We start from the raw sequence: 22544 nt of genomic DNA, 5'->3' as shown, positions 1-22544 counted from the left end.
TGCAATTTTAAGATTAGAAGTAACCTTCGTCGTCGCCTTCTTCATCTTCTTCGTCTTCGTCGTCATCATCGTCAGACTTTTCTTGCATGTCGTCTTCAGATTCTTCGTCTTCCATGTCTTCGAAAGAGTCGTCAGAAGCTTCACCTTCTTCAGATTCTTCTTCGTCATTCCAATCGTCATCAGAAGATACAGATTCTTCTTCGATATCAACCATTGCATCCATTTCAGTTTCGTCGTCGAAATCAGAAGCGATTTCAACCGGCGCTACTGTTGCTTTTACTTCTTTGTCAGCTTTAGCTGCCTTTGGAGCAGCGGCTTTTTTAGGAGCTGCTTTTTTCGCTGCAGGTTTTTTAGCGGCTTTTTTAGGAGCGGCTTTCTTTGCAGCAGCTTTTTTAGGAGCAGCCTTTTTAGCTGGCTTAGCCGCTTTCTTAGTTACTTTTTTAGCAGCTTTTTTTGGAGCTGCTTTTTTCGCAGGTTTCGCAGCTTTTTTAACTGCTTTTTTTGCTGGCTTTGCAGCCTTTTTAGTTACTTTTTTTGCAGGTTTTGCTTTTGCTTTTTTCTTTGCCATGGTGTTGCTCCCTCGAGGTAGTCGTATGTAAAAATCCAATGCCTTCATAGACTAACGAGGTTTGGCAGGTGAGGCAATTCAAAATAGAATTTCAACATTAGGTCTGGCTCAGAGGGAAAACGCCTTTCATTACGGAAATAAAAGGGCGAACAAAAGTTTTTACTCAAGGGCCCCACTTCATTGAAGTCATCATCGGGTGGGGAAGTGGATTGAAAATGCTAAGTATATCTAAGTATCTGATTTTAATACGTAAATTAAAAAACCCGGCAAGTTTCCTTACCGGGTTTAAGTTCTTTAAGTAACTTCGTTCAGTCCGTTGAGCCGAAATTAACCGATTAGTTTCAAAGCCAATTGGTTAGTTTGGTTCGCTTGAGCCAAAGTTGAAGTACCAGCTTGCAACAAGATGTTGTTACGAGTCATCTCAGAAGAAGCCTGAGCTACGTCAGTATCACGGATACGTGAGTTAGCTGCAGACATGTTCTCAACTGTAACACCCAAGTTGTCTACTGTTGAAGTCAAACGATTTTGAAGGGCACCCAAGTTAGCGCGTGTACCGTTCACAGAAGTTTGAGCATCATCAAGTTTGTTCAAAGACTCTTGAGCACCTTCTTTAGAAGAGAAGTCGATACCAGAAAGACCCAAAGAATCCAATGTAGCTACGTTTTCAGCCGCTTTGAAGGAGATACGATCTTCTTCAGCGTTGTTATGGATACCTACTTGGAAATCGAAGCTTGGTGAAGAACCATCCAACAATTTAGTAGTGCCCCAAGTTGTAACGTTAGCGATACGTTGCATTTCGTCTTTAAGTTGAACAACCTCTTTATTCAACATGCCACGCTCTTTGTCACCGATAGTGTCAGAAGAAGCCTGGATACCTAGCTCACGTAGACGTACGATGATGTTACCGATTTCGTTCAAGCCACCCTCAGCAGTTTGAACCATAGAGATACCATCGTTCGCATTGCGTTGTGCTTGATTAGCAGAGCGGATCTGAGCTTTGAAGCTTTCAGAAATCGCCAAACCTGCAGCATCGTCAGCAGCTTTATTGATACGTGAACCAGAAGCTAGTTTCGCCATTGAATCATTGATAGTTCTTTGTGAACCAACCAAGTTTCTTTGAGCATTAATAGCAGCCATGTTTGTTGTTACTCTCATTCCCATTTTAAATTCCTCCGTTAATATTTATTTTTCATATTCATAACCTTCCTTGATTGTTGTTTTGGGATTGCAGAACCTACTCTGCTTTCCCGGCACTGACATCCGAGTCTGTGCTTTAGCCTTTTTAGCCTTTGGGACCATGCTGTGCTTTATGTTCATTCAGGTTTCTCAACCTCTTGTTCCAGCGCACAGCTTTGAACAATCTGTTGTTCATTATTATTTCATCCTTGAAGGCCCTCCTTTCGGTATTAGCAAGAGAGTGACCTTCTCTCTTGACTCCTTCTGAGTGAATCTTTGATGTGATTAAGATCGGGATTTGTAGGGTTGTCTTGACAGGACGAGAGACGGGTTTTGTCTTTTTTAAACAATACTAGTCGAAGGCCAGATCGAGGAATCAAGACGTAGGATTGTCCTGAATCACTAAGATACAATACTTTCAGAGGGAAAACGGCCGTTTTCCTCGACTAAGATAATGTCAAAGTTTCCATCGGGACGATGGTTAGAGAAAGATTCGCGATATTATTTTTCTTCGATTTTAAAAAACGACTAAACGATCTCGATGAAACGGCAAAAAGCCATGTTTCCAGCCAATTCATACTGATGATTTTGAACAGCTTTAAGGTGGTGGCGAGTGTCATACCCAATGGTACAAGTTTTTTCGCCATCAAAATGGGTGCAGTCTTCACACGAAAAGCGGGTATCGTACTTCATAAAGTCGCTAGGATTCACTCTGTCCTTATGCATCGAGGGACGGATGCGGGGCTGAGATTTTCCCTTACCTTTAGGATTAACAATACCTGGCATTTTATCGATTCCTTAGAGTTGACAATGGCAAAATAGACCTCATCCTTTAAGCAGATGGAGGTGCTATGAGCAACGATATTGAAAAAATGACGCGAAAAAGCCAAGAGGCAATGCAGGCTGCTGCAAAGCTGGCTGAACGCAAGTCAAACCCATCTGTTGAGCCTGAACATCTCTTGTTAGAGCTGGTACAGCAAAGTGAAGGGATCATCCCTCGTCTTTTAGACAAACTTAATGTCGCTCAAGCGGACTTCTTGAGTGAACTTCGTAAAAAAGTCGATCGTTTTCCGACTGTCACCGGTGGTGGGCAAAAGCAGTTTGCGAGTCCACGCCTGGAAAAAATCTTCCGCGGGGCAGAGGTTGAGGCCGACGAGTGGGGCGATGCCTATATTTCAACAGAACACTTCTTTTTAGCGATGCTAAAAGGAACTGATGGCGAACTGAACGCATTCTTTAAAAAGTTCAACCTGAACGCAGACAAAGTTAAAAACTCCTTGAGAGAAATGCGTGGCAATCAAAAAGTCACAGACGACGATCCAGAAAACAAGTACGAGGTTTTAACCAAGTACGCACGCGATCTGACAGCTTTAGCTGCAGAAGGCAAGCTTGACCCTGTGGTCGGTCGTGACGAAGAAATCCGTCGCGTGGTGCAGGTTTTGTCCCGCCGTACAAAAAATAATCCTGTTTTGATCGGCGAGCCCGGTGTGGGTAAGACGGCGATCGCTGAAGGTTTGGCGATCCGTATCTTGAAACACGACGTGCCGGATAATTTGATTGGTAAAAAATTGATGTCCCTGGATATGGGGGCTTTGATCGCGGGTGCAAAATACCGCGGTGAATTTGAAGACCGTTTGAAAGCAGTCATCAAGGAAGTCACATCCAGTGAAGGTCAGATCATTCTTTTCATCGACGAACTTCATACACTTGTGGGTGCTGGTAAAACCGATGGGGCCATGGATGCCGGTCAGTTGTTGAAACCAGCCTTGGCTCGTGGCGAGCTTCGTTGTATCGGCGCTACCACTTTGGATGAGTATCGCAAGTACATCGAAAAAGACGCGGCCCTTGAGCGTCGTTTCCAGACCGTGATGGTCGAAGAACCAAGCGAAGAGGATGCCATCACAATTCTTCGTGGCTTGAAAGAAAAATACGAAGTGCATCACGGGATTCGCATTACCGACTCTGCTTTAGTGTCGGCGGTAAAGCTTTCTCGTCGCTATATCACCAATCGTTTCTTGCCGGATAAAGCGATCGACCTGATCGACGAAGCCGCAAGTAAATTGGGCATCGAAACTCGCTCTGTCCCCGAAGAGGTGGATAAAATCGAGCGCGAGTTGATGCAGCTTCGAATCGAAAAAGAAGCATTGAAAAAGGAAAAAGAAGAAGGCGCCAAGGAACGCATCACTGTGATCGACAAAGAGATCGCAGGCCTTAGTGCCAAGAACCAGCTTTTGCGCGAACAGTGGGAATTTGAAAAGGGTGGCATCACCCAGATCAAAAAACTCAAAGCGGACATCGAAGACCTTAAGGTCGCGATCTCCAAAGCCGAGCGCGAAGGTGATTTGGGCAAAGCGGCAGAGCTAAAATACGGAAAGCTTCCAGAAACAGAAAACAAACTTAAATCCATGGAAGAACGTAGCAAAGAGCAAAACGGCAATGAAAACCGTATGCTTAAGGAAGAAGTCGGTCCTGAAGACGTGGCCGAAGTTGTCGCAAAATGGACGGGTGTTCCGGTCAGCAAGATGCTTGAAAGCGAAAGCCAAAAACTTTTGCACATGGAAGATGAACTTAAAAAACGCGTTGTCGGCCAGGACCATGCTTTGACAGTGGTGGCTGATGCTATTCGCAGAGCCCGTGCCGAGATCTCGGATCCGAATCGTCCTATTGGAACTTTCATGTTCCTGGGGCCAACGGGCGTGGGGAAAACGGAGACGGTTAAAGCCTTGGCTGAATTTATGTTTGATGATGAACAAGCCGTTGTTCGTATCGACATGAGTGAATACATGGAAAAACATGCCGTTTCTCGATTGGTGGGAGCACCTCCGGGATACGTGGGTTACGAAGAGGGCGGTCAATTGACTGAGGCCGTTCGTCGCAGACCTTATAGTGTTGTGTTATTGGATGAAGTGGAAAAAGCGCATCCCGATGTCTTCAATATTCTTTTGCAGGTGCTGGATGACGGACGATTGACAGACGGTCAAGGTCGCACTGTGGATTTCAAAAACACGGTTTTGATCATGACTTCCAATGTGGGTTCGCAATCGATCTTGGATCCAAAAATGAAAGACGATGCAAAACAAAAAGCGGTGACTGAGGCCTTGCGCGAACATTTCCGCCCAGAGTTTTTAAATCGTATTGATGAAGTTGTGATCTATCATTCTTTAGGTCAGGATCAAATTGCCGGCATCGTGCAAGTGCAGTTGGATTTGGTTGCCCAAAGATTGAAAGGCAAAAAAATCGGCATCTCTTTCAGCAAAGAGGCTGTGGAGTTCCTGGCTCGCAAGGGTTACGACCCGATTTACGGAGCTCGTCCATTGAAACGTGTGATCCAAACAGAGTTGTTAAATCCACTCTCAAAACAGATCATTGGTGGCAATGTGAAAGCAGGGGACACTGTCGAAGTGAAAGCGGATTCCAATCATTTGACATTCTAATCGTTGGCATGACTTTGGCTAACTCCCAGATAGGCAAGCAATGACGCTTGCCTATCTAATAGGAGTCCCAACATGGGTAACAACAATATGAATAAGTCGTCTTCTTCTAATTCTTCATCTACTGACCGTTCAGGTAACAGATCTGAAGATCAAAGAAGAGAGTCTTCGAACTCATCAAACCAAAACAGCTCAAACAGAGATTCTCAAAGAGGTTCCCAATCTTCTTCTGACAGAAACTCTTCTTCAGGCAGAAGATAATCGTAATAAATAGTGACCTGAAAGTTTATGTCAAAGATGGGCTTCTAGAATGGAAGCCCTTCTTTTTTTTAAAAGGGCTTTCTAAAGCGGCGTTGGGGGAGTCAAAGTGCCCCGGGGAAACTTTCCCTGGTTGCGGGGCAATTTGACTCGTAGGAATTCTTACCTTGGTCCTCTTCTGCCAATCATATTGACGAAGAAGCTGATAACAGCCAATACCAAGAATACGATCAACAGCAGTCTTCCGACTTCCATTGAGATTCCCGCCACGCCATTAGCGCCTAAAACAAACGCCACGATGGCTAAAATGAAAAATGCGATTGCAGCCCGTAACATGCAGACCTCCTCAGTGGTGTTACTGATAATTGGTTAAGCAAAGTGGATGCCAGCTATCACAAAGTGGGGTGTCGTTTCCCAAGTTTGCGATAAAGTGTCTTGCGATCGATGCCCAGATCGCGGGCCGTCTTTTCTTTGGCGCCATTGTTAAGTGACAAGGCGTACTCGATATAGAGCTGATTCATGTCGTCCATGGATAAAATCTTGGAAGGAGATTCGTTTACTTTATCCCTTAAAAAACCCAGCGTGTTCTGTTTTTGTTGAGTCAATGAGCTGGCTTGCGGATGCAAATCCTCCACCTCGATTTGCGAACTCAGCGAAAGAACCACGGCTCGTTCGATACGGTTTTCCAACTCCCGTACATTTCCCTGCCACGACTCACGCAAAAGATATTCATTCGCCGCCGGAGTCAGGCCATGGATTTTCTTTGCATTGATAGTTGAAAATTTGCGAATGAAATGAGTGGCAAGTGGCAGTATGTCTTCACGGCGTTCTCGCAACGAGGGAACGTTAATGCTGATGACATTCAAGCGAAAGAAGAGATCTTCACGGAATTTTTTAGTTTGTACGGCCCGGTTCAAATTTTCATGAGTCGCTGCGATCACGCGGATATTAATGGGACGAAGAGTGTTTTCCCCCAGGCGTTTGATTTTGCGTTCCTGCAAAACGCGCAAGAGCTTTGCCTGTAAACTGATATCCAAGTCGGCGATCTCATCTAAAAATAAAGTCCCGCCTTCAGCCTCTTCCAGTAGTCCTGTTTTGCTGGAGTGAGCACCAGTGAAAGCCCCACGGGCATAACCAAAAAGTTCTGATTCTAGCAAGTTGTCAGGAATAGCTGCGCAATTCAGGGCGACGAAGCTTCGCGAGTTTCGAGGGCTTTGCGAATGAATAAATTTGGCGATGACTTCTTTGCCGGTGCCGCTCTCGCCCGTGATAAGAACATTGGAGCAGCTTTCAGCAACTTTGCGTGCGAGAGAGAGGGCCGAAATAAAAGCGGGACTTTCTGCTATAATGTCTCCGCTTTCCATTTTGGTTTCTCCCTATAAGGTGCCTCCGCCGGAAAGAACAATAAAGTATTGAACTTCCTCGTCAGGCATTTTGAATCCGTATTTGTCTCGGCGGGTATCATAGTACTTCGTCACTTGAGCTCCGCCACCAATTCGTATTGGACCAATGGCAAAAATCAAACCCGCTTTTCCGAAATAACCGCTGGCATCCTCATTGGCAAAACGCAAACCGGGACCCGCAAACACCTCAACTCCAAATTTAGGCGAGGAGTAAAAACCGGTTCCAAAAATTGCAGCTGTGTCCAGACCGTAAACCGTATTAATGCTGGAACCGAACTGTGTGAAAATGGAGTTTCTCCAGTTTAACCAATCTTGCAGGTACCAATTCAGTCCCAAGTCGATTTCTGTGTAACTGTTCCCGTTATATGTTCCGATCCCACCGCTAAGGTCATAGGACAGATTTTGACTCGAACTTTGCGCCAGAGCCGAATTGGAAAAAATGCCACCAAGAATCAATAAAACACCAATTAGTTTTTTCATATTTTCATCTTCTGAATCCGACTCCGCCAGGTCAATGAATTTACGGACCGTACGGGCTTTCAACACAGTGAAAATAGGGTGGCTTTCCTTGCCAATCTCCCTGTGAAAGTGTAGTTTCCAGCCCATTCAAGCAGAGGCCCTTATGTTTTCTGGAATCGTCGAATCCGTTATGCCAATTGAAAGCTCGGAAGAGCTTCAAAATGCCTATCGCATTAAAATTAAAAAACCTTCTGAATTCAATGATTTAAAGCTCGGCGATAGCATCGCTTGCGATGGTGTTTGCCTGACGGTGGAAGCCTTCGATGAGAAGCAAATGACCTTTGCTTTGGCGGCGGAAACCATCAAGGTCCTGGATTGGAATCCCAGCAGCTGGATCGGCAAAAAGGTCAATTTAGAGAGATCTTTGCGATTTGGTGACCGAATTCACGGTCATTTGGTGACGGGCCACGTTGATAGTTTGGGCTCCGTGACAAGATCTGAACTGATCGGCGAATCCTTCTTTTTGGACGTAAAGGTTCAGGACTCTATCCTGCCGTACGTGTGGAAAAAGGGCAGCATCACGCTCAATGGCGTGAGCCTGACGGTAAACGAGCTTGATAAAAACACAGTCTCTGTCTGCCTGATTCCGGAAACTCTTAAGCGCACTAACTTGGGCGATATGAAGGTTGGCAGCAAAATCAACGTAGAGCCTGATTATATGGCCCGCGCGATTCAACGTTCTTTGGAAGTAAAAAAGGATTAATTCGATGGCATTCAATACAATCCCAGAAATTCTTGATGATGTAAGAGCGGGTAAAGTCGTTATCCTAGTGGACGACGAGGACCGTGAAAACGAAGGTGATCTGATTCTTGCGACAGATCACGTGAATGCGCAAGCGATCAACTTTATGATCTCTGAGGCTCGTGGCTTGGTGTGCCTGTGCATGACTCCTCAGCAAATGGATCGCCTACAACTTCCCTTGATGGTTCGTGACGAATACAACTATGCGCCGAACAAAACAGCTTTCACAGTTTCTATCGAGGCCGCTGAAGGAATTTCGACAGGTATCTCCGCTGCGGATCGTGCCCACACTTGTAAAGTGGCAGCTAATCCTCATGCGAAACCTTCTGATGTTCATATGCCGGGGCATATTTTCCCGATCCGCGCTCAGCACGGTGGAGTTTTAAAACGTGCGGGTCATACCGAAGCCTCTGTGGACTTGGCTCGTTTGGCAGGATTGAATCCGGCAGCCGTTATTTGCGAAGTCATGAATCCAGATGGTTCTATGGCGCGCGTTCCGGATTTGAAAGAGTTCGCAAAAAAGCATAACATCAAAATCGGTACGATCGTTGATTTGATCGCCTACCGTTTGGCGAATGAAACTTTAGTTGAAGAGTTGGCAAACATTCCTCTGCCAGCGTCTTTCGGTGAGGGCTACAAAGCTCGTGTGTTCCGTTCCACAGTAGATGGACTTGAACACTTGGTGATCCAAAAAGGTGAAATCAAAAAAGACGAAGCTGCATTAATCCGTGTTCACGTGGATAACTTCACTCGTGACTTTATGGCGGTGGTGCAAAGAGGCGCATCCTCAGTTGTCGAAAGTCTAAAAATGATTGAAGATGCTGGTCATGGTGCTTTCGTTCTTTTGCGCGGGAACAACCGTACCCACGGTTTGACTCAAGAGCTTCAAGCTTTAATGGGCATGGAAGATCTACGTCCCTCAACTCCTTTGATGGACGAGCGTGACTATGGTATCGGCGCGCAAATTTTGCGCGAGATCGGTGCGAATAAAATTCGTCTGATCACGAACAAACCGGAAAAGAAAGTCGGTTTGAAAGCATTTGATTTGGAAATCGTTGAAATTGTGGCAATTGAAAATCTAAAAGGGGCTCACTAATGGCAAGCATCAAAGTTGGCGTTGTAACTGCACGCTGGAATTCTGAAATCACTCAAAAACTTGAAGAGGGAGCTATCTCTTATCTTGAGTCTTGCGAGGGAGTTGAAATTTACGCTGCATTGGTTCCGGGTGCTGTTGAAGTTCCTCTGGCCTGCCAAGCCTTCTTGGATGCAGGTTGTGACGGTGTGGTTGCTTTGGGGGCTGTTATTCGTGGGGAAACTTCGCATTACGATTATGTCTGCAATTCAGTCACTGATGGTATCACTCGCTTGATGCTGGATTATAAAAAACCAATCGGTTTCGGTATTTTGACAACTGAAAACGAAGAACAAGCCATTGCTCGCACAGGCAGCGCTGAACACATGAACAAGGGTGAGGAAGCTGCGCAAGTCGTTATGGAAATGATCGGTTTGGTAGGTGAAATCCCTGCGACAATGAAAACTGCTAAAATGTTGGCAGCGCAACCAGCTCCAAAAGCTGCAGCAAAGGCCAAAGCTCCAAAGGCGGCGAAAGCAGCAAAGAAAGCTCCGGCTAAAGCAAAAAAAGCCGCGAAAAAAGCTAAAAAGTAATTTAGCATTATAAGCCTAACGAAGGGTGCTGGGTGTCTGAGCGAGATGAGTTTCTACCACATGGTCCGCAGGAGTTAAAAAAGAGACGACGAGAGATCTTTATCGTTCTGGTCGTCTCCTTAATGTTCGTTCTGTTGACTTGGTTTGAAATCAGACTGTTCGCGACAAGCCAGCAACTTCCATTTGTTCACAGTATCTTCTTCTTTGGTCTCGTAAACTTTAACATCATTCTGTTGTTGTTATTGTTGTTCATGATCTTCCGAAACATCGTGAAGGTCTTCGTCGAACGCCAAGGCAAAATCTTTGGCAGCAGTCTTAAAGCAAAACTTGTCGCCGCGTTCGTCGCGTTCAGCTTTATTCCGACCGTGCTGATGTTCATCATCTCCGTATTTTATATTAACTCGAGCTTTGATAAGTGGTTTAGCGCCAAAATGGCCGGGGTTTTAAAAAGCTCAATCGAGGTCACAAACGCCTACTACTTCAATGCCAAGAAAAAGAACTATCACTTCGCCCATCAGATCGCAGATGCCGTTCGGCCTTTAAGTAATTCGAACGAGATCAAACACAAGGTGGAACAACTGCGCAAAGAGTTCAGTCTTGATGCGGTGGAGTACTATCCGTCACTATTCGGTAAACGTGTGGTCGTTTCTGCCGAAGACGACACCGTTCCTACGGTGCCAGCGGTCTCTCTGGAGTTCTTGCAAAAAGGTATCAAAGTTCAAGCTGAAGCTTCCATCATCCATCAATTCGGGGATGGAAATCTGGTGCGCGTGATCGTCCCAGTCAAAGAGGGTGCCGATAAGGGTGCTATCGTCGTATCCAGTTTCTTGCCATTATCACTCGTAAGTAAAATGGACGATATCTCAACGGCCTATGATGAGTTTCGTGATATCAATCCGCTCGAATATCCTTTGAAATCCATTTACCTGATCATTCTGGTTTTAATGACCTTCGTGATTCTGCTCGCCGCAACCTGGTTTGGGTTCTATTTGGCGCGACAACTTTCCATTCCTATCGTTCAATTGGGGCGTGCGACTCGGAGGATTGCGGGTGGGGATTATACTCCATTGGAAATTAAGTCCGGTTCCGAAGAAATCACCGACCTGATTTCAAGCTTCAATCAAATGACGGTGACGTTAGAAAACACTTTAGAAGAGCTCGATCAGCACGCGCGCTACACAGACACAGTTCTTCGTAACGTGAATACGGGCGTGATCTCTGTCGATCAGGCGGGACGTGTTTCCACAATCAATCGTCACGCGGCTCAACTTTTAAAAATCGATCCCGAGCGCTACATCGGTAAATCCGTGCGCGAACTTCTGACGTTAGAGTATTTCCGTACCTTCGCAGACCTGCTTAAAACCATGCAGGATCATAAGATCGAAAGTATCCAAAAAGAATTCCGCTTAAACGTTCAAGGCGAGGCCGTGCCTCTATTGATGAGTCTTTCCATCCTTAAAGATGAAAAAGGCGAAGCTGTTGGTAAAGTCCTGGTATTTGACGACATGACTCCGATCGTGAACGCGCAACGTTCTGCCGCTTGGACCGAGGTCGCTCGTCGTATCGCCCATGAAATCAAAAATCCTCTAACGCCGATCAAACTTTCCGCAGAACGTCTGCAAAGAAAGTTCGGCGCTTCGATCACCGATCCCGCATTCAGCGAATGTACGACGATGATCGTAAAACAAGTGGATGGACTGAAAAATCTGGTGAACGAATTCAGTAATTTTGCTCGTCTGCCGCAGGCTCGTCCCGTGGTTGCGAACTTCAACAGCGTGGTTGAGGAATCCTTGGGGCTTTATCGTCAGGCTCATCCAAATGTCAGTTTTGATTTCAAACCGGATCCGGAGTTGCCAGAATTTAAATTTGACCCGGATCAGTTCCGTCGTGTCCTAGTTAATCTTGTGGATAACGCTGTGGCTGCTGTGTCTAAAGAACCACAACCCGCCGTCCAAATAGCCACACATTATTCAAAAGACATCAAAACCATGAGAATGACAGTGGCTGACAATGGAGACGGGGTGTCAGCAGAGCAAAGAAACCGCATTTTTGAACCGTACTACTCTACAAAAGAGGGCGGAACTGGTTTAGGCTTACCTATCGTAAAGAGAATCATCGAAGACCACAATGGCTTCATTCGTGCGACCACAAATGATCCAAAAGGTTTAAAGATGGTGATCGAGATCCCTGTAAACGAAGTGGGCGCTTGGAAGCCCTCTGAAGAATAGAAAGAAGGTCCGTGATGACGGCTCTATCGACTAAAATTCTGATTATTGACGACGAAGCACCGATTCGTGATGTGCTTTCAGCTTCTTTGAAAGATGAAGGCTATCAAGTATTCCTAGCTCACGATGGTGAGTCAGGTCTGCAAGCGATCAAAGACATTCAGCCTGACGTTGTTTTCCAAGATATTTGGATGCCGGGTAAATTCGACGGTATCGAAGTTTTGACTCGCGCACGCAAAGAGTTCCCGAACGTTGAGTTCGTAATGATCTCTGGCCACGGAACAATCGAAACCGCGGTGAAAGCGACTAAGCTCGGAGCTTGGGATTTCATCGAAAAGCCTCTTTCAATGGATAAAATCCTGATCGTGATTTCAAATATCTTAAGCTTCCAACAAGCTAAAGAAGAGAAATCCCTGCTATTGAATAAGCTTCGTAAATCCATTGCACTCGTGGGCGAGGCACCTTCGATCGTGGCAACTAAGCAAGTGATTGCTCGAGTGGCTCCGACAAACTCTTGGGTTTTGATTCAAGGTGAAGCGGGGACAGGCAAAGAACTTGTTGCGCAAAATATCCATTACCTTAGCGCTCGCGCGAGCCGTCCGTTTGTTGAAATTAACTGTGGCGGTATTCCAGAAGATCTTTTGGAAGCAGAAATCTTTGGAATTGAAAAAGGTGCGATGCCAGGTGTGGACCGCGCAAAAAAAGGTAAATTGGATCTAGCCCAAGGCGGAACATTGTATATTGCTGAGATCAGCGAAATGAACAAAGACGCTCAGGCAAAACTTTTGACTTATCTTGATGATAAAAAATACCGCCGTGTCGGTGGATCTGAAACTATCGAAAACGATGTCCGTGTGATCGCGGCGTCTTCTAAAGACCTGGACCAAGAAGTTAAAGAAGGCCGTTTCCGCGAAGATCTTTACTACCGTCTGAATGTGATTCCATTCCGCGTACCAGCTCTTCGCGAGCACCCGGAAGACATCCCGGTTTTGGTTTCCTTCTTCTCTGATAACGTCGCACGCGAAAGCGGTTTCCCGAAAAAAGCCATCAGTGAACAAGCTATGAACAAAATGCTTTCTCACCAATGGACGGGGAACGTGCGTGAACTTAAAAACTTTATCGAACGCGTGTACATCCTGACTCCTGGAGAGTTTGTTGACGTTCACGACTTGCGTTTTGCAGGGTTAATCGACAAAGACGACGAAAAAGGTTTTGAGATGCAAGACCTCTCCACGTTCCGCGATGCCCGCGCGCAATTCGAAAAAGAATACCTTCTTCGCAAGATCAACGAAAACGGCGGTAACATTTCAAAAACTGCCGAAGTGATCGGTCTTGAAAGAAGTTACCTCCACAGAAAAATTAAAGCTTACGGGATAGACACTAAAGACATTTAGTGTCCAGATAACCAGCCACTAAAGATGTTTAGTGTCCCACTGACCAGTTACCAAAGATATTTAAGGAATTAGCAAATGTCAGATACAGCAATTAAACCAACACGTTCTGAAAACTACCCAGAGTGGTACCAACAAGTTATCACGGCAGCTGATATGGCTGAAAATTCTCCGGTCCGTGGTTGCATGGTGATCAAACCTTGGGGCTACGCTGTCTGGGAAAACATGCAAGCCGTTCTAGATCGCATGTTCAAAGATACAGGCCACGTGAACGCATATTTCCCATTGCTAATTCCACTAAGCTTCTTGGAAAAAGAAGCAGAACACGTCGAAGGCTTTGCGAAAGAGTGTGCCGTCGTAACTCATCACCGTTTGAAAGGTGATGGTAATGGCAAACTAGTTCCAGACGGCGAACTAGAAGAGCCTTTAATCATTCGTCCAACTTCTGAAACAATCATCGGTCACCAATTTGCAAAATGGGTTAAGTCCTACCGTGACCTTCCTGTTTTGATTAACCAATGGTGTAACGTGATGAGATGGGAAATGCGCACGCGCATGTTCCTAAGAACGGCAGAGTTCTTGTGGCAAGAGGGCCATACTGTTCACGCAACAGCCAAGGAAGCCCAAGAAGAAACTTTGCAAATGTTGGACGTGTACGCTGATTTCGCTGAAAACTATATGGCGATGCCAGTGATCAAAGGGATGAAAACTTCTGACGAGCGTTTCCCGGGGGCGGTTGATACTTATACTATCGAAGCTCTTATGCAGGATAAAAAAGCTCTGCAAGCAGGAACGTCTCATTTCTTGGGTCAAAACTTCGCAAAAGCTTCCGGTATCAAATACCTAAGTGCAGAGGGTAAAGAAGAAACAGCTTGGACAACTTCGTGGGGTGTTTCAACTCGCCTTATCGGTGGCTTGATCATGACTCACTCTGATGACAACGGCTTTGTGGTACCACCAAGAATCGCTCCACTGCACGTTGTGATCGTACCGATCTATCGTAACGACGCTGAAAAAGCGCAAGTTCTGGAATATGTAAACAGCCTGGCTAAAGAAGTGAAATCTCAAAGCTTCAACGGCGGCTCTGTACGTGTGAAAGTCGACGATCGCGATATCCGTGGTGGCGATAAAGCATGGCAATACATCAAACAAGGTGTTCCAGTGCGCGTAGAAGTCGGTCCTCGTGACATGGCTAAAGGCGAAGTCTTCGTCGGCCGCCGTGATAAAGGCCCGAAAGAAAAATCCGGCCAAGCCCGCGACGCTTTCGTTCAAGGCATCAGCGCCTTGTTGCAAGAAATCCAAGATGGACTGTTCGAAAGAGCCAAAGCTTTCCGCGACAGCAACATCAAAAAAATCACCGACCTAAAAGAATTCGAAGCTCACTTCAAAGGCGAAGAAAACTCCGCGCCAGGATTTGCATTGGTTCCATGGTGTGAAGAAGGCATCGGACACGAGTTGCTAGCCCAACTGAAAGTAACCCCACGTTGCGCGCCTTTGAAGCAAGAGCCAATTCAAGGGAATTGCATTTTCTCTGGGAAAACGGCAACCAAATGGGTTCTATTCGCTAAGTCTTATTAAGAGTGCGCGTCGTTAGGCGGGGGGATTATAGAATTCCCTCGGAAACGTAAAGCCCTAGGTCTGAAAATATTGATTTCAAATTACTTATGAATTTGGCGAACGGAGGGAATTTCTCTCCGTTTTTTTATTGTCTTTGACCGACCGGAAATCGGCGCAGATTCTTAATTCTAGGGATCTATGAGTGCCAATAACAGGAGGGTTTATATGAAAGCCTTAATCATTACCTTGTTGTTGCTCGTTTCAGTATTTTCCTTAACTTCCTTCGCTGATAAAGAATTCTCTCTGACGACATCGCCGGCTACAATTTCACCGAAAACCCCATCTGATAGCGAAGCCTTGGCGACAAATGAACCGTTAGATGATCTGATGACGCCCGATGAGCTCGCTAATGAAATCGGTGCGCCTCGCACAGAAATGCGGGCCGCCGTTATTGATCCCGAAATCATCGCGGCACAAGATGGCATCGATGTGTACCGCGAATACGCGATCGTCTTAAGAATCAACAAAGCTCCGATCGGTCCAACGGCGCAACAGATGCAAGTTATGGAATACGGGATGCCTGTCGCAACAATGCTCGTATCTACTGGTCGTGAGCAATACGAAAAAGCGAAAAGTGGCCGCTGGTATTGGACCCGAACTCCCGTTGGTACTTTCTCGCCTTATAAATTAGTGCGCGACTACTATTCCTATACATGGAAAGCCCATATGGAATACGCCATGTTCTTTAATGGGGGAGTCGCAGTTCATGCCACAACTCCAGATCACTATGCCGAACTCGGCAGACGTGCTTCCGGAGGATGTGTTCGTGTCCATAAAGACAACGCCATCATTTTATGGAATAAAGTTTCAGCGCAGCCGCAAAAGTTAGTGCCTTTATTCAATGAAAATGGCCGGGTGGCTCGTGATGTGAATGGAAATCCCATCCGTGTCATGGGATGGAACACCCTCATTATAGTCGAAAACAAATGACCTGATTGGGAGTTTATGAGAGGGTGGAGCGCAGGAGTTATTCCATGAATAAAAACCTGCGCGCCCATCCCATGAGAAATCCCTTAATCCTCGCTCTTGATGTCGATACCAGGGATCAAGCTTTGAAAATCGCCGATCAAATCGGAGATATTGTCGGGGGAATTAAGCTCGGCCCACGTCTTTGCCTCCGTTATGGCATGCAGTTCGTGCAAGAGATGTCACAAAGAGCTCCTATCTTTTTGGATAATAAACACTTTGATATTCCCTCCACGATGGAAGCCGCGGTTCGCGCAAGCTTTGACGCCGGGGCCTCGCTCGTCACGGTCCACACTCTGAGTGGCGCGGAAGCCCTGCAAAGAATGGCCAAGGTAGAGGCTGAGTTAAGTAAAATCCGACCATTTCGCATCCTGGCTGTGACTATCTTAACCTCTTGGGATCAAAATTCATTGCCCCCAGTGATGAATCCTCAGCCGATCGCTCAGCATGTGACTGAATTGGCGAGTTTAGTTCAAAAATCAGGTCTCACCGGGGTCGTTTGTTCGCCTCATGAGCTGGACCTTTTACAAAATCAGGGTCTCTACCTTGTCACGCCGGGAATTCGCTTTAGTATGAACGACTCTGGCGATCAGAAAAGAATCATGGGCCCCAAGGAAGCACTCGAAAAGGGCGCTTCCGCATTGGTGGTGGGTCGTCCAATATTAGAAGCAAAAGATATTAAAGAAGCTGCAAATCAGTTTGTAATGGCGATGTAGTATGAAGAAAAATAATTTCCGTTCCGGTGCTAAAAACAACTCTCAAAGATCCGCCCAGGGCTCATCTCGCTCTCAGGGACCGCGTCCCCAGCAGAGTGGAGGTCGCTCTCAAGGCGGTCGTCCTCAGCAAGGATCTCGCTCTGAAAACTCCATTCCTAGAGAGTGGAGAATCGTCGTTGGAAATCATGCGATCAAAGAAGCTCTCTACATGCGCCCTAAAAAAGTTAAAGGCATGTGGCTGAAAAACGGCTGGGAATCTTCTGCAGATTTGCGTGAGCTAGAGGAGATGGCTCGCAAGCACCACATCACTCCAGAAATTCGTCAGGAAGCGGTCATCGATAAATTTGGTTCATCTCACCAAGGTGCGGCACTATTTGTTGAAGGCGCGCCTGGTATGGACCTGGACCATTTGGGAAATCTTGAAACATCTATTGTTTTGATGTTGGACGGTATCGAAGACCCCCATAATTTGGGTGCGATCTTAAGAACTTCGTGGTTAACCAATGTAAAAGGTGTATTAATTCCAGAGGATCGCGCGGTGGGTCTAACTCCAACTGTTCATAAAGTTGCGTGCGGCGGCGTTGAGCACGTCGCTGTCGAAGCTACAACGAACTTTAGTAAGTACGCGGAAACACTAAAAGAAAAAGGTTATTGGATTTACGGTCTAAGTCCTCGCGGAAAAAAATCTATATTTGAGCTCGATTTGCCCGAAAAAGTAATTTGGGCAATTGGGGCGGAAGATAAAGGTTTGAGAGTGACAACAGAGCGTCTGTGTGATGAATTGGTCTTCATTCCGCAAACGAGTGCATCTGCCTCTTATAATGCGTCTGTCGCGACAGCAATGGCACTGACAGAAACACTAAGGCAGCACGCGCAGCGCGGAAAGTCTAAAAAATCGCAGTCTGACAGATAATTATCTTTGACGAATGTAGATTTTTTCCACTATAACTCTTTCGGTTATCTCAGTGATGCTGGTTTAGCTCAATTGGTAGAGCAGCTGATTTGTAATCAGCAGGTTGCGGGTTCGAGTCCCATAACCAGCTCCAAATTTCTCTGAGTAAGTATTTAAAAAAAATGGGTAGGTGCCCGAGTGGCTAAAGGGGACGGACTGTAAATCCGTTAGCTTGCGCTTACGAAGGTTCGAATCCTTCCCTGCCCACCATTTTTTTAAATATTTTCTCGGTGAAATTAGGGTTTCTGTTAATGGGCGGGAATAGCTCAATTGGCTAGAGTATCTGCCTTCCAAGCAGAGGGTTGCGGGTTCGAGACCCGTTTCCCGCTCCAAATTTCAGACGCCCATGTAGCTCAGTGGTAGAGCACACCCTTGGTAAGGGTGAGGTCGTCGGTTCGGCTCCGATCATGGGCTCCACTTAGTTTTACACTTGAATTTAAAAAATTTGGCTTTAAGTTAGATAAAAATAAAAAAATCTCTGCAGGAGGACTAATGTCTAAAGAGAAATTCACCCGTACAAAACCGCATGTTAACATCGGTACAATCGGTCACGTCGACCATGGTAAAACAACTTTGACTGCTGCTATCACTACTACTCTTGCAGCGGCTGGTAAAGCTCAAGCGATGTCTTACGATCAAATCGATAAGTCTCCAGAAGAGCGCGAGCGTGGTATCACTATCTCTACTACTCACGTTGAGTACGAAACTGAAAACCGCCACTACGCACACGTTGACTGCCCAGGACATGCTGACTACGTAAAAAACATGATCACTGGTGCTGCTCAAATGGACGGCGCTATCCTAGTAGTTTCTTCTGCTGACGGTCCTATGCCACAAACTCGTGAACACATCCTTTTGGGTCGCCAAGTTGGTATCCCAGCAATGGTTGTATTCATGAACAAAGTTGACATGGTTGACGATAAAGAACTTCTTGAGCTTGTTGAGCTTGAGATCCGCGAACTTCTTTCTAAGTACGAATACCCAGGCGACGAAATCCCTGTAGTAAAAGGTTCTGCTTTGAAAGCTTTGGAAGGCGATGCTTCTGAAATCGGTCGTCCAGCTATCATGAAATTGATGGAAGCTTGCGACGCTTACATCCCACAACCAGCTCGTGCTACTGACAAAACTTTCTTGATGCCAGTAGAGGACGTGTTCTCTATCTCTGGTCGTGGTACAGTTGTTACTGGCCGTGTTGAGCGTGGTATCGTTAAAGTTGGTGACGAGATCGAAATCATCGGTATCCGTCCAACTCAAAAAACGACTGTTACTGGTATCGAAATGTTCCGTAAACTTCTTGATGAAGGTCAAGCAGGGGACAACTGTGGTGTTCTTCTTCGTGGTACTAAAAAAGAAGACGTTGAACGTGGTCAAGTTTTGGCTAAACCAGGTTCAGTTAAACCTCACAAAAAATTCAAAGCAGAAGCGTACATCCTTACTAAAGAAGAAGGCGGACGTCATACTCCATTCTTCAACGGTTACCGTCCACAGTTCTACTTCCGTACAACTGACGTAACTGGTGTTTGTACTTTGAAAGCTGGCACTGAAATGGTTATGCCAGGTGACCGCGTTGAATTGTCTGTTGAATTGATCGCTCCGATCGCAATGGAAAAAGAATTGCGTTTCGCGATCCGCGAAGGTGGCCGTACAGTTGGCGCCGGCGTTGTTATCGACATCCTTGAGTAGGATTAACGCAGCATAGGCTGAAATAAAAAATCACCCGGGGGACTCCTTGACAAAAGGGTCCCCCTCGGTGTTTCTTGGCATTCCAAATGTAGTTCTTGTCGGTTTCTCCCAATAGTTTTCGAAGGGGAGATTATTGATGAGAATTTATCGATCGCGAGGCGCAAGGAGAAGGCCCTACTTTAAAGTAGGCCGACGACGAGGCAACGAAGTGAGCGGTAAATTATCATCAATAAGATCGTGCAGGGGTGTAGCTCTAGCGGTAGAGCGAACGACTCCAAATCGTTAGGTCGTGGGTTCGAATCCCTCCGCCCCTGCCAATTTCTACACAAATATTTCAACAGGAATGAGGTATCGTGGAAAAAACTAACTCTAAGATCATGACTCTTAGTTTTGCAATTGCGGGTGCTTTGGTTGGATTGACTGTGCACTTCCTTATCAAGGCATTCTCGGGTGCTTTTGGTTTCGTTGCAAAATTGGCTGACAACGACTTGTTCAAGCACGGTCTTCCGGTTGCAACAGGTATCGTTTTGTTTGCAGCTCTTCAGTTCAACCCACGCGTACTAGCTTGGGGCGAAGAAGTAGTATCTGAAATCCGCAAGGTTGTATGGCCTTCTCGCAAAGATACGACAGCAATGACTATCGTATGCGTAGTAATGGTTCTTATCTCAAGCGTGATCATCAGCTCTTTCGATTTGATTTCAGGCTTCTTTATCAACTTCCTAATGAAGTAAGGATCGGACCATGGACAAAAAGTGGTACATCGTAAACGTTCAGACAAGTTGTGAAAATACGGCAAAAAAAGCCATCGAGGAAAAGATCAAAACTTCCAAGATGGAAGAGATGTTTGGCGAAATCCTGATCCCAGCTGAAAACGTTGTGGAGCTTGTAAAAGGCCAAAAACAAACTAAATCGCGTAAATTTTTCCCGGGTTATATCTTCGTTCAAATGTTTTTGAATGATGAGACTTGGCATTTGGTGAGAAATGCGTCAAAAGTAACAGGCTTTGTGGGTGGCACTAAAACTCGTCCCCCAGAAGTACCTGAAGCAGAGGTTTTCCGCGTAACTCAGCAAATGGCTGGCGTTGCAGAAAAGCCGAAAATGAAGGTCAAGTTCTCTGTAGGTGAAAATGTGACTGTTGTTGACGGTCCATTTGCTAACTTCCAAGGAACTGTAGAAGAGATCAACGAGGACAAAGCTAAGCTTAAAGTTCTTGTGAGCATCTTCGGTAGACCAACTCCAGTTGAGTTGGACTACATTCAAGTAGATAAAGCTTAAAACTGACGCTCACATAGGGTGAGCTTCGGATTAATAACACAACCTCTTGCAGGAGTGGGTCATGGCAAAAAAAGTTACAGGAATGATCAAGCTGCAAATACCGGCAGGGAAAGCTAATCCAGCTCCACCCGTTGGACCGGCACTTGGACAGCACGGGGTAAACATCATGGAATTCTGTAAGCAGTTCAACGCTCGTACACAAGCGTTGGGTGATAGCATCATCCCTATCATCATCACTGTTTACCAAGACAGATCGTTTACTTTCATCACAAAAACACCACCGGTGTCTTCTTTGATTAAAAAGGCGTTGAAATTGGAATCTGGTTCCAAAATGCCTCAAAAAGACAAAGTTGGTAAAATCAATAACGATCAAATCAAGCAAATCGCTACAACGAAATTGCCTGACTTGAACTGCTTGAAAGTTGAATCAGCAATGGCACAAGTCGCTGGTACAGCTAAGAGCATGGGCATCGACATCGCGTAGGAGTGAACAATGGCAGGTAAAAAGTTCGCAGCTGCTTCTAAGAAAGTAGATTCTGCAAAAAAATACACTGTTGATGAAGCATTCAAACTAGTTGTTGAGACAGCTCCAGCTAAATTTGATGAATCAATCGACGTAGCATTGCGTTTGGGTATCGACCCTAAGCAATCAGATCAACAAGTTCGTGGCGCAATCGCATTGCCTCACGGTTTGGGTAAAGAAGTAAAAGTAGTTGTTTTCGCAAAAGGTCCTAAAGAGACTGAAGCGAAAAACGCTGGCGCAGACTTTGTTGGCGCTGACGACCTTGTGGCTAAAATCCAAGGTGGCTGGTTGGACTTCGATAAATGTATCGCGACTCCAGACATGATGGCGACTGTTTCTAAAGTTGCTAAAATTCTAGGGCCTCGTGGTTTGATGCCGAATCCAAAAATCGGTACTGTAACTATGAACGTGGGCGAAGCCGTAACTGCCGAGAAAAAAGGTAAGTTGGATTTCCGCGTTGATAAAGCAGGTATCGTACATGCTGGTATCGGTAAGAAATCTATGGGCGATGCTAAACTTCGTGATAACTTCATGACCCTTTTGGGCGCGATCGTTAAAGCGAAACCAGCATCTTCTAAAGGTATCTACCTTCGTTCTATCGCCGTAGCATCCACTATGGGTCCTGGCGTTAAGATCGAGCCAAATGCGGCTGCTGCTGCAACTGGCGCTCTAGCGTAGTTTTATAAAGCTCCGAGCAATCGGGGCTTTTTGTATTTTTAAATAAGTATTTATTGCGATCAGAGACAGTAGGTTTTCGTTTGTGAATGTAATCCCATGAATGTATGGGGCCTACCGAGATAAGGCAAAAAGGTTATCCGACCTCCAAACCGACCTGATTCGCACACACCCCTTCGCAAGAAGGGAAAAGTCTAATGAAAGGAGGCTCACTTATGATCACTCGCGCAGATAAAGAGCAAGAGATTAAGGTTATTACTGATAAATTCGGTAAAGCTAAAGGAGCTTTCATCGTCGACTTCAAAGGCATCAAGGTTGAGCAAGTAACTAACTTGCGTAAAAAATTGAATGCTGCTGATTCAGAGATGAAAGTTGTCCGTAATACTCTAGCAAAAAGAGCGTTCAAAGATCACCCAGCTATTGAAAAAGCATTTACTAATTCAATGAAGGGTACTAACGCCATCGTATTCTCATACGGTGAAGTGAACGCAACTGCTAAAACATTGGCTGATTTCGCTAAGGACGTAGAAGTTCTTCAAATCAAGTCTGGTGTAATGGATGGCGAAGCTTTGGACGACGCAAAGATTAAATTCTTGGCGACTCTTCCAGGTAAAGACCAACTCCGCGCTATGTTCCTTGGTACGCTATTGGCTTCAGGCTCTGCACTTGCACGTTGCTTGAACGCTTACGCCGAGAAACTTGGTGGTGGTGCTACTGCTGGTACTGAAGAAGCTCCACAAGCGTAATGCTTGCGCACCG

At 45.8% G+C, this 22544-nt stretch carries 22 protein-coding genes and 5 tRNA genes; 21 read left to right on the top strand and 6 right to left on the bottom strand.

The features are described from left to right. Positions 1 to 13: 13 nt before the first annotated feature. From ACLSU7_RS08270 to ACLSU7_RS08260, 3 genes are all read right to left on the bottom strand, one after another. A complete protein-coding gene (locus ACLSU7_RS08270) occupies positions 14 to 568 on the bottom strand; it encodes a hypothetical protein (RefSeq protein WP_413295062.1) in 555 nt (184 codons plus the stop codon). A gap of 327 nt (positions 569 to 895) precedes the next feature. Beyond that, positions 896 to 1729, bottom strand: a complete 834-nt coding sequence (locus ACLSU7_RS08265; RefSeq protein ID WP_413295061.1) for a flagellin — start codon at positions 1727 to 1729, stop codon at positions 896 to 898. 543 nt (positions 1730 to 2272) lie between these two features. After that, complete coding sequence (locus ACLSU7_RS08260; RefSeq protein WP_142699105.1) at positions 2273 to 2530, bottom strand: hypothetical protein; 258 nt, start codon at positions 2528 to 2530, stop codon at positions 2273 to 2275. 65 nt (positions 2531 to 2595) lie between these two features. Between ACLSU7_RS08260 and clpB the strand changes: the two genes are divergently transcribed. Beyond that, positions 2596 to 5178: an ATP-dependent chaperone ClpB gene (gene clpB, locus ACLSU7_RS08255; protein WP_413295060.1), complete on the top strand. Its 2583-nt coding sequence runs from the start codon at positions 2596 to 2598 to the stop codon at positions 5176 to 5178. A 417-nt stretch (positions 5179 to 5595) separates the two neighbouring features. Here the strand turns inward: clpB and ACLSU7_RS08250 are convergent, their stop codons facing one another. Genes ACLSU7_RS08250 through ACLSU7_RS08240 form a run of 3 tightly spaced genes read right to left on the bottom strand, consistent with a single transcriptional unit; the run spans position 5596 to position 7316 of the window. Further along, positions 5596 to 5769 (bottom strand): DUF1328 domain-containing protein, encoded by a 174-nt coding sequence (locus ACLSU7_RS08250; RefSeq protein ID WP_142699107.1) that lies wholly within the window; start codon positions 5767 to 5769, stop codon positions 5596 to 5598. 56 nt (positions 5770 to 5825) lie between these two features. Further along, the gene (locus tag ACLSU7_RS08245) at positions 5826 to 6797 is read right to left on the bottom strand and encodes a sigma-54 interaction domain-containing protein (RefSeq protein WP_413295059.1); all 972 of its coding nucleotides are present in this window, start codon (positions 6795 to 6797) and stop codon (positions 5826 to 5828) included. A 12-nt stretch (positions 6798 to 6809) separates the two neighbouring features. Then, positions 6810 to 7316, bottom strand: coding sequence for a hypothetical protein (locus ACLSU7_RS08240; protein ID WP_413295058.1), 507 nt, complete (start codon positions 7314 to 7316; stop codon positions 6810 to 6812). A gap of 142 nt (positions 7317 to 7458) precedes the next feature. Here ACLSU7_RS08240 and ACLSU7_RS08235 point away from each other — a divergent pair, with 142 nt between their 5' ends. The 20 genes from ACLSU7_RS08235 (at position 7459) to rplJ (ending at position 22531) form a co-directional block, all read left to right on the top strand. Next, the gene (locus ACLSU7_RS08235; RefSeq protein ID WP_413295057.1) at positions 7459 to 8058 is read left to right on the top strand and encodes a riboflavin synthase; all 600 of its coding nucleotides are present in this window, start codon (positions 7459 to 7461) and stop codon (positions 8056 to 8058) included. Between the two features lie 4 nt (positions 8059 to 8062). Continuing rightward, the gene (gene ribB / locus ACLSU7_RS08230) at positions 8063 to 9193 is read left to right on the top strand and encodes a 3,4-dihydroxy-2-butanone-4-phosphate synthase (protein ID WP_413295056.1); all 1131 of its coding nucleotides are present in this window, start codon (positions 8063 to 8065) and stop codon (positions 9191 to 9193) included. After that, positions 9193 to 9762: a 6,7-dimethyl-8-ribityllumazine synthase gene (gene ribH, locus ACLSU7_RS08225; RefSeq protein WP_413295055.1), complete on the top strand. Its 570-nt coding sequence runs from the start codon at positions 9193 to 9195 to the stop codon at positions 9760 to 9762. The genes ribB and ribH overlap by 1 nt, the downstream gene beginning before the upstream one ends. Positions 9763 to 9884: 122 nt before the next feature. Continuing rightward, on the top strand, positions 9885 to 11990 hold the full coding sequence (locus tag ACLSU7_RS08220) for a sensor histidine kinase (protein WP_413295054.1): 2106 nt from the start codon (positions 9885 to 9887) through the stop codon (positions 11988 to 11990). A 14-nt stretch (positions 11991 to 12004) separates the two neighbouring features. Continuing rightward, a complete protein-coding gene (locus ACLSU7_RS08215) occupies positions 12005 to 13381 on the top strand; it encodes a sigma-54-dependent transcriptional regulator (RefSeq protein WP_413295053.1) in 1377 nt (458 codons plus the stop codon). Positions 13382 to 13456: 75 nt separating this feature from the next. Then, a complete protein-coding gene (gene proS / locus ACLSU7_RS08210) occupies positions 13457 to 14956 on the top strand; it encodes a proline--tRNA ligase (protein WP_413295052.1) in 1500 nt (499 codons plus the stop codon). A 204-nt stretch (positions 14957 to 15160) separates the two neighbouring features. After that, entirely contained in the window at positions 15161 to 15925 is a 765-nt protein-coding gene (locus ACLSU7_RS08205) for a L,D-transpeptidase (protein WP_413295051.1), read from the top strand. A 44-nt stretch (positions 15926 to 15969) separates the two neighbouring features. Then, positions 15970 to 16677 carry an orotidine-5'-phosphate decarboxylase gene (pyrF, locus tag ACLSU7_RS08200; RefSeq protein ID WP_413295050.1) on the top strand — a complete coding sequence of 236 codons (708 nt, stop codon included), beginning with the start codon at positions 15970 to 15972 and terminating at the stop codon, positions 16675 to 16677. Position 16678: 1 nt separating this feature from the next. Beyond that, on the top strand, positions 16679 to 17590 hold the full coding sequence (locus tag ACLSU7_RS08195; protein WP_413295049.1) for a TrmH family RNA methyltransferase: 912 nt from the start codon (positions 16679 to 16681) through the stop codon (positions 17588 to 17590). A gap of 57 nt (positions 17591 to 17647) precedes the next feature. Further along, positions 17648 to 17723: transfer RNA gene (locus ACLSU7_RS08190), tRNA-Thr, on the top strand. Between the two features lie 30 nt (positions 17724 to 17753). Beyond that, positions 17754 to 17839: transfer RNA gene (locus ACLSU7_RS08185), tRNA-Tyr, on the top strand. Positions 17840 to 17884: 45 nt separating this feature from the next. Then, positions 17885 to 17961, top strand: a tRNA-Gly gene (locus ACLSU7_RS08180). Between the two features lie 10 nt (positions 17962 to 17971). Next, positions 17972 to 18046, top strand: a tRNA-Thr gene (locus ACLSU7_RS08175). 75 nt (positions 18047 to 18121) lie between these two features. Then, positions 18122 to 19312 carry an elongation factor Tu gene (gene tuf / locus ACLSU7_RS08170; RefSeq protein WP_088615320.1) on the top strand — a complete coding sequence of 397 codons (1191 nt, stop codon included), beginning with the start codon at positions 18122 to 18124 and terminating at the stop codon, positions 19310 to 19312. Between the two features lie 241 nt (positions 19313 to 19553). Then, positions 19554 to 19629 (top strand) — tRNA-Trp (locus tag ACLSU7_RS08165). A 36-nt stretch (positions 19630 to 19665) separates the two neighbouring features. After that, complete coding sequence (gene secE / locus ACLSU7_RS08160; protein WP_413295048.1) at positions 19666 to 20043, top strand: preprotein translocase subunit SecE; 378 nt, start codon at positions 19666 to 19668, stop codon at positions 20041 to 20043. A 10-nt stretch (positions 20044 to 20053) separates the two neighbouring features. Then, a complete protein-coding gene (gene nusG / locus ACLSU7_RS08155) occupies positions 20054 to 20587 on the top strand; it encodes a transcription termination/antitermination protein NusG (protein ID WP_142699121.1) in 534 nt (177 codons plus the stop codon). A gap of 61 nt (positions 20588 to 20648) precedes the next feature. Further along, entirely contained in the window at positions 20649 to 21071 is a 423-nt protein-coding gene (gene rplK, locus ACLSU7_RS08150) for a 50S ribosomal protein L11 (RefSeq protein WP_088615317.1), read from the top strand. A 9-nt stretch (positions 21072 to 21080) separates the two neighbouring features. Next, entirely contained in the window at positions 21081 to 21788 is a 708-nt protein-coding gene (gene rplA / locus ACLSU7_RS08145; protein ID WP_413295047.1) for a 50S ribosomal protein L1, read from the top strand. Between the two features lie 212 nt (positions 21789 to 22000). Further along, positions 22001 to 22531 carry a 50S ribosomal protein L10 gene (gene rplJ, locus ACLSU7_RS08140; RefSeq protein WP_413295046.1) on the top strand — a complete coding sequence of 177 codons (531 nt, stop codon included), beginning with the start codon at positions 22001 to 22003 and terminating at the stop codon, positions 22529 to 22531. Positions 22532 to 22544 lie beyond the last annotated feature (13 nt).

The sequence above is a fragment of the Bdellovibrio sp. HCB185ZH genome, from assembly GCF_047302455.1.
Taxonomy (GTDB): Bacteria; Bdellovibrionota; Bdellovibrionia; order Bdellovibrionales; family Bdellovibrionaceae; genus Bdellovibrio.
The sequence above is the reverse complement of the archived record's forward strand: the minus strand, read 5'-3'. Positions and strand labels throughout refer to the sequence as shown.